The organism is Rheinheimera gaetbuli (assembly GCF_054781935.1).
Window position 1 is genome coordinate 1 of the sequence record NZ_BAAGTL010000007.1, and the last position, 12446, is coordinate 12446.

Annotated in this window: 10 protein-coding genes and 1 tRNA gene; 9 read left to right on the forward strand and 2 right to left on the reverse strand. The window is 49.3% G+C overall.

Going from position 1 to position 12446, the window contains the following annotated elements:
- Nucleotides 1-165 precede the first annotated feature (165 nt).
- The 7 genes from ACYVIC_RS06560 to pdxH all read left to right on the forward strand — a co-directional run bounded on the left by ACYVIC_RS06560 (nucleotide 166) and on the right by pdxH (nucleotide 7372).
- The gene (locus ACYVIC_RS06560; RefSeq protein ID WP_460858395.1) at nucleotides 166-2202 is read left to right on the forward strand and encodes a S9 family peptidase; all 2037 of its coding nucleotides are present in this window, start codon (nucleotides 166-168) and stop codon (nucleotides 2200-2202) included.
- Between the two features lie 153 nt (nucleotides 2203-2355).
- Nucleotides 2356-2432, forward strand: a tRNA-Trp gene (locus tag ACYVIC_RS06565).
- 9 nt (nucleotides 2433-2441) lie between these two features.
- The gene (locus ACYVIC_RS06570; protein WP_460858396.1) at nucleotides 2442-2834 is read left to right on the forward strand and encodes a hypothetical protein; all 393 of its coding nucleotides are present in this window, start codon (nucleotides 2442-2444) and stop codon (nucleotides 2832-2834) included.
- Nucleotides 2824-3264, forward strand: coding sequence for a ribosomal protein S18-alanine N-acetyltransferase (gene rimI / locus ACYVIC_RS06575; protein WP_460858397.1), 441 nt, complete (start codon nucleotides 2824-2826; stop codon nucleotides 3262-3264). The genes ACYVIC_RS06570 and rimI overlap by 11 nt, the downstream gene beginning before the upstream one ends.
- 128 nt (nucleotides 3265-3392) lie before the next feature.
- On the forward strand, nucleotides 3393-4979 hold the full coding sequence (gene prfC / locus ACYVIC_RS06580; protein WP_460858399.1) for a peptide chain release factor 3: 1587 nt from the start codon (nucleotides 3393-3395) through the stop codon (nucleotides 4977-4979).
- A gap of 12 nt (nucleotides 4980-4991) precedes the next feature.
- Nucleotides 4992-6731, forward strand: coding sequence for an arginine--tRNA ligase (gene argS, locus ACYVIC_RS06585; protein ID WP_460858400.1), 1740 nt, complete (start codon nucleotides 4992-4994; stop codon nucleotides 6729-6731).
- Between the two features lie 2 nt (nucleotides 6732-6733).
- Entirely contained in the window at nucleotides 6734-7372 is a 639-nt protein-coding gene (gene pdxH, locus ACYVIC_RS06590; RefSeq protein WP_460858402.1) for a pyridoxamine 5'-phosphate oxidase, read from the forward strand.
- A gap of 5 nt (nucleotides 7373-7377) precedes the next feature.
- On the opposite strand, the gene ACYVIC_RS06595 is transcribed toward pdxH, so the two are convergent.
- A complete protein-coding gene (locus tag ACYVIC_RS06595) occupies nucleotides 7378-9360 on the reverse strand; it encodes a winged helix-turn-helix domain-containing protein (RefSeq protein WP_460858403.1) in 1983 nt (660 codons plus the stop codon).
- A 109-nt stretch (nucleotides 9361-9469) separates the two neighbouring features.
- Here ACYVIC_RS06595 and ACYVIC_RS06600 point away from each other — a divergent pair, with 109 nt between their 5' ends.
- Both ACYVIC_RS06600 and ACYVIC_RS06605 read left to right on the forward strand, forming a co-directional pair.
- Nucleotides 9470-11002, forward strand: coding sequence for an amidohydrolase family protein (locus ACYVIC_RS06600; RefSeq protein WP_460858405.1), 1533 nt, complete (start codon nucleotides 9470-9472; stop codon nucleotides 11000-11002).
- Between the two features lie 91 nt (nucleotides 11003-11093).
- Nucleotides 11094-11873, forward strand: a complete 780-nt coding sequence (locus ACYVIC_RS06605; RefSeq protein ID WP_460858406.1) for a TatD family hydrolase — start codon at nucleotides 11094-11096, stop codon at nucleotides 11871-11873.
- Here ACYVIC_RS06605 and ACYVIC_RS06610 read toward each other — a convergent pair.
- Entirely contained in the window at nucleotides 11853-12446 is a 594-nt protein-coding gene (locus ACYVIC_RS06610; protein ID WP_460858407.1) for an AhpA/YtjB family protein, read from the reverse strand. The genes ACYVIC_RS06605 and ACYVIC_RS06610 overlap by 21 nt on opposite strands.

The following is a 12446-nucleotide window of genomic DNA, read 5'->3' on the forward strand; positions in this document are numbered from 1 at the left end:
GTAGTTCACCGCCAGGCTCCCAATAAGTAAACAAGCCCGTCTCGAAAGAGTCGGGCTTTTTGCTTTTTATCTCTCAGAACTCTCACTTCGACGAAAGCGTTTAATCCGGCACTGTTATTCAGTTAGTATCAAACGGCATCTATAACTATAAAATCGGATACCAAGATGAATCTAAAGCATATAACCAACGGTTTATGTTTAACCGCATTACTGCTGTTAACAACAAGCAGCGCAGCGGCTGCCGCTAGAGCATTACAATATGACGATGTGTTTGAGCTTGAGTTTGTATCAGATCCACAGCCTGACGCTAAAGGTGAACAGATAGTATTCGTGCGTAACTGGATGGACCGGCAAACGGACCGTCGTCGCATGACGTTGTGGCTAAGCTCGGCTGATGGTAAAACACTTCAAGCCTTAACTGATAAAGATATTAACGCGATGTCACCACGCTGGGCGCCGGATAATAACCGCCTGGGATACATTGCTAATGGCCAAATCCATATTAAGTGGCTTGATAGCGGCCGGTCGTCACAATTGGGCCAGTTACAACACAACCCGGCCAATCTAAGTTGGTCGCCGGACGGAAAATGGCTGGCATTCAGCATGTTTACCCCTAAGCCGGTTAAAGCACCGGTTGCCTTGCCCGGCAAGCCGGAGAAGGCCGATTGGGCCAAAGCCCCTGTTTACATTGACAACAAGCACTACCGCGCCGATGGTGCCGGCTATCTCAAATCCGGTTATCAGCATATCTATATCATGCCGGCCGACGGTGGCTCTGCTATTCAGCTTACTGCAGGTGATTTTAATCATGCCGGCTCACTAAGCTGGGCGAAAGACAGCAAAGCGCTGTATTTTTCAGCTAACCGGCATGAAAACTGGCAAGCGCAGCCGCTTAATAGCGAGATTTTTCAGCTTACGTTGCAAGATCGTAAGCTGAGCCAACTAACGGATCGTAACGGACCTGATTCACGCCCGGCAGTATCACCTGATGGCAAACTGATTGCTTATGTCGGTTATGATGATCGAAAGCTGGCTCACCAGGCTAACCGGTTGTATATAATGAATAGCGATGGCAGCAACATTCGCAACCTGACAGAGGATTTGGATCGTGCTATTGATGATTTTCAGTGGCTGCCTAACAGCAAAGCGCTCTATATCTCTTATGATAGCGAAGGCAAAGGTATGTTGGCTGAGCAGGCGTTATCGGGTAAGCGTACTGTTTTGACCGATGATTTAGGTGGTGGTTCTTATAGCCGGCCTTATAGCGGTGGCCAATTTGCTGCCGCAGATAACGGTCTTATTGCCTATACCCAAATGAATACACAGCAGCCTGCTGAGCTGGCGGTGATTAATAAGCGCAAAAAGCAAACTGTAACCAACCTGAATGCCGACCTGCTGTTTGCCCGCGAGATCGGTAAAGTTGACGAGTTCTGGTATACCTCTTCGGTAGATCAACGCAAGCTTCAGGGCTGGATTATGTATCCGCCAGAATTTGACCCCGCTAAAAAATATCCACTGATCCTGGAAATACACGGCGGCCCGCATACCTCTTATGGTCCACAGTTTGCAATGGAGCTGCAGCTAATGGCAGCACAGGGTTATGTGGTGCTATATACCAACCCACGTGGCAGCACCAGCTATGGTGAAGACTTTGCCAACCTTATTCACCATAATTACCCCAGTCAGGACTACAACGATCTGATGGACGGTGTTGATGCGATCCTGGCAAAGGGTTTTATTAATGATAAAGAGCTGTTTATTACCGGCGGCAGTGGTGGTGGTGTATTAACTACCTGGAGTATTGCTCATACTGATCGTTTTGCCGCAGCAGTGGCGGTAAACCCGGTAATTAACTGGTTCAGCTTTGTATTAAATGCCGATATGTATAGCTACTTTAGCCAGTATTGGTTCCCAGGTTTACCCTGGGAGATGCCGGAGCACTACTTAAAGCACTCGCCGATTGCTCATGTTGGCAAAGTAAAAACACCGACAATGCTGTTTACCGGTGAGAGTGACCATCGCACACCAATTTCGGAAACTGAGCAGTATTATCAGGCATTACAATTGCGCGGCATAGATACGGCTATGGTGCGGGTGCCCGGTGCATCGCATGCATTGCATGCCAGACCCAGTAATATGATGGCCAAACCGGCGTATATTATTCACTGGTTTGAAAAGTACCGGCAGAGAACCGACGAATAAGCTATTCGGGCCCGGTAGGCAGGCTGCCGGGCTTATGTTAGGCTAAACACCTGATTTCGCCTTGAATGCTCGTTTTATATGCAGTTGAATGTATTAGCACAGCTTTTTGCTTTACCTTTGGAGCTGCTTTTGTATAATGGCGAGACCAGCTACAGGGGCATAGTTCCAATTGGTAGAACAGCGGTCTCCAAAACCGATGGTTGGGGGTTCGAATCCCTCTGCCCCTGCCACTTCTTTTTATGAAAACATTTTCTTATTCACAGCAGCAGTTACTCAACGTATTGCAAATTACGCCGGTTAAATTAACTAATACTTTTGCTTCTCAGCATTTAGAGACTAGCCGCACAACCAAAGATACTGATTCGCCAGGCAGCTCGTTACCGGTTGATATTGCTGCTTGCGCGGTTTCATCTCCACAGACAGTTTCAGGCAATGCAGCACCGGACCTTAGCCATTTATTGGCGCAGGATATTCAGTTCGCGCTGCCGGAGGGGGTCAGTTGGTGCATTAATTTGCAGGCTGCTACTCAACTCACCGATCATCAGCTTATTACACCTGCTTTATCTGAGCTGAACCATGCAGCCGCGAAGAAGGCTCTGTGGCAATTATTGAGCACGCAAGATGAAGATTGAACTGCTAAGCCCGCATGATATCGCTGCGGTTCTGCGTATTGAACAAGCCGCCAATAGTTATCCGTGGACAGAGGCGTCCTTTGCCAGCAGTTTTGCCGAGAGTTACTTCAGCTACAAGTTGCTGGATAACGCCGGCAATATTGTCGGGTTTTATATTGCTCAGCTGATTTTAGAGCAGTTGGAGCTGTTTAATATCTGTGTTGCGCCAACGCAGCAAGGTAAAGGTTATGGCCATATATTAATGCAGCACTTTTTACAGGAAGGTGCTGCCAGAGGGGCAACCGACGTCTTTTTGGAGGTGCGCAGCAGCAACCTCAGTGCTATCGCCTTGTATCAGCGCTATGGCTTTACGCAAACAGGCTTACGCAAAGGTTATTATGTCAGTAGGACGGGTAAAGAAGATGCCTTACTGATGAGTTGTATTCTGTAACGCAACCACGCATTTGCACTCTGTGCCCGCGCCATTCAAGCTGCTATAATCGCCCGCATTATCATTTACTTTTGGGTTTTGGCCCTGCACCGTAGCCGGATGCCTGCGGTAACACACTATTGGATATTATGAGCACAGATAACTTTTTAGCCGAAGTAAACAGCCGCCGCACCTTTGCGATCATCTCGCACCCCGACGCCGGTAAAACCACCATTACCGAAAAGGTATTGCTGTTCGGACATCTGATACAAAAAGCCGGTACCGTTAAAGGTAAAAAGTCCGGTCAGTATGCCACCTCCGACTGGATGGAAATGGAAAAAGAGCGCGGTATTTCGGTTACTACCTCGGTTATGCAGTTTCCGTATAACGACTGTTTGGTAAATCTGCTGGATACGCCGGGCCATGAAGACTTCTCGGAAGACACTTACCGTACTTTAACCGCGGTAGATTCCTGCCTGATGGTGATCGACGGCGCCAAGGGTGTTGAAGATCGCACCATTAAACTGATGGAAGTTACCCGCTTACGCGACACGCCTATTATAACTTTTATGAACAAAATGGACCGCGATATTCGCGACCCGGTCGATTTGTTAGATGAAGTAGAAAGCGTACTGAAAATTGCCTGTGCGCCTATTACCTGGCCAATTGCTTCGGGCAAAGAGTTTAAAGGCGTGTATCACATTTTACGTGATGAAATCATTTTATATAAATCCGGTATGGGCCACACCATTCAGGATGTCGATATCATTAAAGGCCTGAACAACCCGGAGTTGGATAAACGTATCGGTTATTACGCCCAGCAACTGCGTGATGAAATGGAGCTGGTGCAGGGCGCCAGTAACGAGTTTGACCAGGAGCTATTTTTAAAGGGAGAGTTAACGCCGGTGTTTTTTGGTACCGCCCTGGGTAACTTTGGTGTCGACCATATGCTAGACGGTTTAACACAGTGGGCACCAGCGCCGCAGTCGCGTGCTACCGATAGTCGCACGGTTGAACCTGTTGAAGCCGGCTTTAGCGGTTTTGTATTTAAAATTCAGGCCAATATGGACCCAAAGCACCGCGACCGGGTAGCGTTTTTACGCATAGTGTCGGGCAAGTACGAAAAAGGCATGAAGGTGCGCCATGTACGCATTGGTAAAGATGTGCTGATCCCGCAGGCGCTAACCTTTCTAGCCGGCGATCGTGAGCATTTGGACGAGGCTTACCCGGGCGATATTATCGGTTTGCATAACCACGGCACCATTAAAATCGGTGACACCTTTACTACCGGTGAAAATATGCAATTTACCGGTATACCGAACTTTGCGCCTGAACTGTTCCGCCGTATTCGCCTGCGCGACCCTTTAAAACAAAAGCAGTTGCTTAAAGGCCTGGTGCAATTATCCGAAGAAGGTGCAGTACAGGTTTTCCGGCCACTGGACAATAACGATCTGATTGTTGGTGCTGTAGGCGTGCTGCAGTTTGATGTGGTGGTTAGCCGGTTAAAGTCGGAATATAACGTTGATGCGTTGTACGAGTCGGTTAACGTATCCACCGCGCGCTGGGTATACAGCGATGACGCCAAAGCGCTGGACGAGTTTAAAAATAAAGCCAGCCAGAATTTAGCGCTGGATGGCGGCGATGCCTTAACCTATATCGCGCCGACCATGGTCAACCTGAACTTGTCGATAGAGCGCTACCCGAAAATTAAATTCCATAAAACCCGTGAACACTAACAGGCTGGGCGCATGAACATTAAGCATTTATTAACCGAAAAAACGCAGGCCGCCTTTGTCGCTCTTGGCTTACCTGCCGATACCAATGCTGCGGTTACGGTAAGTACTAAGCCCGAGTTTGGTGATTATCAAATTAACGGCGCTATGGCAGCCGCCAAGCTGTTAAAAACTAATCCGCGGCAGTTAGCCGAGCAATTGGTACAGCAGCTGGACCTTGGCGATATGGCTGATAAAGCCGACATTGCCGGCCCGGGTTTTATTAACGTTACGTTGAACAAAAGCTGGTTGGCGGCACAATTACAGCAGGCCAGCAGCGATAGCCGTTTGGGTGTCAGCCAAAATGCAAATCCACAAACGGTAGTGGTTGATTACTCGGCGCCTAACCTGGCCAAAGAGATGCACGTTGGCCATTTACGCTCGACTATTATCGGTGATGCCGTCGTGCGCGCACTGGAGTTCTGGGGCGATAAGGTTATTCGCCAGAACCATATGGGCGACTGGGGTACTCAGTTTGGTATGCTGATTGCGCATCTGGAAGATAAGCTGGCTGCAGGCATCGATTTAGAGCAGGTGGCATTGGCTGACCTGGAAGATTTCTACCGCGAAGCAAAAAAGCGCTTTGATGATGAAGAGGGCTTTGCCGATAAGTCACGTGATTATGTGGTGAAACTGCAAAGCGGGGATGCTCACTGCCAAAAGCTGTGGCAGCTATTTATTGATACCTCGATTAAACACAGCGATGAAGTGTATCAAAAGCTCAATGTTACCCTGACGCATGCTGACATTAAGCCGGAAAGTGCTTATAACGCTATGTTGCATGGCATTATTGCCGATTTAAAAGCACAGTCGTTAGCGGTAGAGAGTGAAGGCGCTCTGGTGGTGTTTTTGCAGGAGTTAGCCGATAAAGAAGGCAATCCATCGCCGTTTATCGTGCAAAAAACCGGCGGTGGCTTTTTGTATTCCACTACCGATTTAGCTGCTTGTCAGCATCGAAGCCATACGCTGAATGCTGATCGGGTGATTATTTTTACTGATGCCCGCCAAGGCTTACACTTTAAGCAAGTTGAGCTGGTAGCACGCAAAGCCGGTTATTTGCGCAGCGAAACTGCCTATGATCATTGCCCGTTTGGCACCATGATGGGCGAAGATGGTAAGCCGTTTAAAACCCGTACCGGCGGCACGGTTAAACTGGCAGAACTGCTGGAAGAAGCCGTGGTGCGCGCCAAAGCCGTGGTGCAGGAAAAAGCCACTGACTTAACTGCAGATGAAATTGCTGAAGTCGCGCGTAAAGTCGGCATTGGCGCGGTTAAATTTGCCGATTTATCGAAAAACCGCACCAGTGACTATATTTTCAGCTGGGACGCGATGCTGAGCTTTGAAGGTGCCACGGCACCTTACCTGCAATATGCTTACACCCGGGTGCGCAGTATTTTGCGCCGCGCTGAAGTCGCCGATGGCTATAGCGCGACACTACAATTGGTAGAAGAGCAGGAAAAACAACTGGCGGTGAAGCTGCTGCGGTTTGAAGAAACGCTGCAGCTGGTAATTAAAGACGCCCAGCCTAACTTACTGTGTAATTACCTGTACGAGCTGGCCAGTTTGTATATGACCTTTTACGAGGCCTGCCCGATATTAAAAGACGGGGTTGAACCACAAGTACGCGACAGCCGTTTAATGCTGAGTATTTTTACCTCACGCTTATTACAGCAGGGTCTGGACTTGTTGGGTATTGAGGTTATGGAGCGCATGTAGATATGAAGATCGACGCAATTCGCCGCAGTTATACCAAAGATAAGCTGGATTTGGATAAACTAAACCCGGATCCGATAGCTCAGTTTGAGTTATGGCTAAAAGATGCCATAGCGGCCGAATTGCCCGATCCTACTGCTACGTGTGTGGCAAGCGTCGACGAGCATGGTCAGCCATCGCAGCGGCTGGTACTGTTAAAAGATGTCGGCGTAGAGGGCTTTACCTTTTACACCAATTTAGGCAGCCGAAAAGCTACCGAGTTAGGTGCCAACCCTAAAGTGTGCTTGCATTTTCCGTGGCACCCGCTGGAGCGCCAGGTAATAGTGTATGGCACAGCCGAGCGGGTAACAGCAACGCAGGTGGCTAAGTACTTTTTATCACGGCCCAAAGAAAGCCAACTGGCTGCCTGGGCGTCAGAACAAAGCCGGCCGGTGTCTACCCGTCAGGCGCTGCTGCAAAAATTTGCTGAGATAAAACACAAATTTGAACATGGCGAAGTACCTTTGCCATCATTTTGGGGCGGCTTTTTAGTGCGGCCGCATAAAATTGAATTCTGGCAAGGTGGCGAGCACCGGTTGCACGACCGCTTTATGTATAGCAAGTCAGCCGATGGTAGCTGGGGTATCGAAAGGTTGTGCCCTTAACCCTGTTACTGCGGTACTTCATTGGGCTTTATTTCTGCCATTTCTGCAGCAAAGGCGTCTAACACCTGTTGTCGTTGCTGCTGCAGTTTGCTGAAAAACTCGACTGACAGCTGTTGCCACAGTGGGTGTTGTTCGGCCAGGTAATAGTCATCATGCGGTGATGGCAACCAACCGTTGTCCAGCAAATGCAGCGCCAGCTGGTTTGCTTGCTCTGTCAAACCGACGACAGATAACAATTGCAAGCTGAGGCTGTCGGCATTCTGTTGGCTGCTGACAAAGTCGCTGATATGACTCTGATAAGTCTGGCGCTCAGTCTGTGGCAGGCTTAACAGAAAATACAGCGCGTTAATTTGTTCGTTATTCGCTAAATCGTGTTGCAGCGCTTGGTCAGCATCCTGAAAATAAGCCGGCAATAACTTGTGCAATACACTGCGCTGTGCTGTTGTAGCTTGTGCTGCTGATAAAAACATGGCTTGTAGCTGAAAAATTTTATGCTGCGGGTTAAGGCTCAGCCGCTGTTGCAGATAAGCATTGGCAATAGCATCCTGGCCTTGAGCTTGTGCCAGCATTGCCTGCGCCAATAACACAAAGGGATGCTTATCCGACATTAATGTCGCCTGCTGTAAACTGGCTTCAGCCTGCTTAATTTGTTGCAGGCTCAGTTGCACCAGGCTTAATTGTGTCCAGCGTTCAGGGTTGTGCAACCTGTCAGGAAAGCGTTCAGCCCAAAGCAGAAATGCCAGTGCGCGTTGCCTGGTTAACGGTAATAGCTCTAATTCATCCAGCGCTCGATCTGAATAGTTATCTTCGAGCAACAAAGCGTGCCGGAACTCCACACGTGCCCGGCTAAGTTGGCCATCGCCGAGCAGGCTATAGGCATAATGCCGTTTTAGTAATCCGGATAACGGTGCCAACTTTGTCGCTTTATCCATTAATTCGATGGCTTTATCATATTGCCCTTGTACCCGATGTAGCGCAGCGCGCCAGAGCATAATATGCGTGTCTTCAGGTGCAAGCTGTCCCGCTTTATCGAGGTAAAAGCGCGCACCATCCAGGTTGTTTCGCGACAGCTGCAGCGCGCCAAAACTGCCAAGCGCCGGCGCAAAATCTGGCTGCAATTTTAGTGCTTGTTGCAGCAGAGGCTCGCATAACGCCAGCGCTTTTTGTAGTGACCAATCACTGTAGGTATGCATAGCATGATAGCCGTTGCATAGCGCAACCAGCAGCGCAGGGTGGTGTTGATACTGCGGCAGTAGCGTATGCAAATAGCTTATGCCGTCACTGATAGCCGCTGCTTGCGGTTGATTCAGCAAATACCGGGCCTGCTGTAACGTGCTCCAATCATGTTGCTCGAATCCGGTATATGGTAGCAATGGTTGTTGTGAGGTAACGGGGGCAGCTGTTAATGGCGTATAAATGACTGGTATTTGCTCGTCATGCCAAAAGGCTAGCGAAATAACATACAGCGCCAGGCAAGATGCGGTAACAGCAGCAAAAATAGCGCGATTTGTCCGCGTTTTGCCCCTGACTTTGCCAGACACAGCTGGCGTATGTTGCGGTGAATGTTGTGAAATAGCCGTATTCGGAGGAGGCAGCATGCTGGCGTGTTGCAACAGACGATAGCCTTTTCGCTGCACCCGTTCAATCAGTTGATACGGCTTTTGCTGATCCGTTAATGCCTTACGTAACTGCGCAATCACCTGATACAAGGATGCGTCAGACACCACGACGTTGGGCCAGACGTTATTAAGCAATTGCTCATCACTAACTGTCTGGCCGTTGGCCCGTAGCAATAACAGCAGTGTTGTCATTAAGCGCGGTTCTAATTGTAGTTTGCACTCTTCACTACTTATCCGGTTAATGCCGGGCTCGATATACCAGACGCCAAGTTGCCAGCAAGGCTGTAACAATTGATTTTGACATTGTGCTGTCGGCTCTATGCTACTTGGTATAAGCGTTACCGGGTTTATGCTATTCGGTGCTGTCATCGGAAAAAAAGGTTCTACAGGTAATCTTCAGAAAAGCTTCAGAAGTTCTTCAGGCATAACAGACAGTATTTATACAGGCTGAAACCGTTGAATAACCGGAGCAATAAAAATGAAATACACATCTTCAATACAGTGTGCGTGGCTTGCGATCCTGCTGTCAAGCTCAAACCTGGCCCAAGGGACATCGTCGTCAACTTCACCAACTGAGCACACGGGCAGACATTTACTGATTGAGCCTGTTACCGTGTTGTCGCCGGAGCAATCACAGCCATTGATGCAACAGCAAGTGCTTATTCGCGATGGCATTATTGTCAGGCTGGCTGCTGCGGGTAGCCAGCTTACGGCTGCCGAGCAACAGGGGCTGCAGAGGTTGGATGGCACAGGCTTATACCTTACGCCGGGATTGATGGATAGCCATGTGCATGTCAGTGAAGCGCCCGGTGTCACATCTGCCAGAGCGGATGATTATCTGCCTGACTTTTTCCGACAGCAGCCGCGCAGTTATCTGTACTTTGGTGTGACGCAATTACTGGATTTAAGCAGCAGCCCACAAGGGATTGCTATGTTTAAACAGCAGCCGCAGGCACCTGATTTATGGCACTGTGGTGCTGCACCTGTAGCCGGTGGCTACGGACACGTCCATAAGACGCAACCAAACTACATTCATCAAGATGGCGCGAAGCGACCAGAATCCGCAGGAGAGGGCAATACGCCGGCAATAGTGGTTGAGCGTATTGCTGAAAGTGGTGCGCATTGCCTGAAAATTTTTATTGAAGATGGCTTTGGTGACGCCAGCCACTTGCCTTTATACAGCAAAGAAACGCTGAGTGACATTCGCGCCGCGGCTAGCCGGCATCAGTTGCCGCTGTTCGCGCATGCCAACGCCTATGATATGCAGACAATCGCCTTGCAGAATAATGTCGATGTGCTTGCTCATGGTTTATGGAACTGGACGGGAATGTCTGTTACGCCGTCGTTAGCTGAAGACCCAGCGTTGCCCGAAGAGTTGGTAGCACATTTGCAGGCAGTAAGCCGTGCAGGTGTGGGGTACCAGCCGACTCTGAGTGTCATGTCACGACTTGCCGCAATGCTGCAAGCAGATGTCTTAACCGATCCGCAGCTACAGCATGTGGTACCGTCGGCGTTGCTCAATTGGTATCAACAAGAAGAGGCTCAATGGTTTAAGCAGGAGTTGTTGGCTGATTTCGGTGATTTACCAGCGTCAGATGCCGCAGCGCGGCTGCGAGCTATTGGTCAGCGCGGCGCCTTAGCCGCGAAGACATTGTATAAGATGGGGCATCCATTACTGCTAGCCAGTGACACCCCCTCTGCTCCGGCTTACAGCCACCAACCTGGCTACAGCACCTATCTCGAGTTAACAGAAATGGCAGCGGCAGGTATTTCGTTACAGGCTATTTTTGAAGCCGCAACAATTAACAATGCCCGCTTGCTGCAGCTGGATGAACAATATGGCACTGTCAGCGTTGGTAAGGTAGCCAATTTATTGCTGCTAAAGCACAACCCGCTGCAACATGTAGCAGCTTGGGACAGCATTGAAACCGTGATTTTACATGGTCGGCCGATAGCCCGGCCAAGTTTGTCTGCCCGCTATAGCTTTAAAAATGCAGCCGACAGACAATAGTGTGCTATTGCCAATCAGATGAATTAAATCAGTCAGATGTTCATTGCATCAAGGCCTTGTGGTTGCAGTGAGGATCTGCTGCAATAGCTAAATGAAACTTTTCGATACCCACTGTCACCTCGACTTACCCGAGCTTGCCGCTTCGCAAGCTCTTTACTGGCAAAGTGCAGAGCAAGCCGGTGTAAAGGCGTTGCTTATTCCTGCCGTGCAACAATCGGCCTGGCAAAATCTGCTGAGCTTACATCAACAACATTTCGATTGGCACATCGCTTTGGGTATACACCCGTGGTGGGCGGCTAAGCATTCGTCTGACGCTTTGGTAGAGCTGGATAAGCTACTAACAACTCATAGCAGTGCTATTGTTGCTGTAGGCGAGATTGGGCTGGATTTTGCGCTGGATGAAGCTACTTTCGCTATACAGCAACAGCTGTTTACAGCGCAATTGGCGCTGGCAAAACAGCATAATAAGCCGGTTATACTACATCATCGTAAAAGTCAGCCGCAATTGCTCTCAGAGCTTAAACGGCAACAGTTTAGCGAAGGTGGTATTTTGCATGCCTTTTCTGGCAGTCAGCAACAGGCAATGGCGTTTATCGATTTGGGTTTTAAGCTCGGGATCGGCGGTACTATTACTTATGAGCGGGCAGAGAAAACCCGTAAAACGGTGCAAAAATTGCCGCTTGAAAGCTTTGTGTTGGAAACAGATGCACCAGCCATGCCGTTGGCCGGTTATCAGGGCAAGTTGAACACTCCGGCACAGTTGGCACGGGTGTTTGAGGCTTTTTGCCAGTTACGGCCGGAGCCACGCCGGCAGATTGCAGCAACGCTATGGCAAAACAGCTTGAATGTATTAAGGCTTGGGGCGGCGTAAACGCAGTGACTGGCGGGAGAAGCGGGAAAAGCCACGGCGCAGTAAAAAACCAACAATACCGGCCAGTACCAACATAGCCAGTAGTTGCTGCATCAGTTGTTGCCATGACAAGACGACGGGGGTTAGCGATGCATCCAGGCGTAAGCTCAACTTGATGTAGCCCAGTAACTGTTGGCCCTGCATAATGGGCTCGACCATCGCCAACAAGGGCTCAGCTTGCGCCGGTGAATATAAAATGCGTGCTGGCGCACTACTTTGTGACCAACTCATCCTCATGCCGTTAGCGTCGTACACTACAACGTCATACAAATATGGGCTTTGCGCAATATGCTGAGTAAGTTGTTCCAGCCCATCCAACTGGTCATTTTCTATTAGATAGGCCGCCGTATGAGACAAGGTAACTAAGGTTTCCCGTGTCAACTGAGTACTTTGTTGCTGCAGTAGATGCTTGCCTTGCTGTTGCGTCCAAACCCAGCATTGCAACAACAGCCAGATACCCGCGATGGCAATACTGATCTGCAGCAGTTTAATAGTGCTTGATGTACTGTCTGGTATTGGGATATCGTTCTGCAT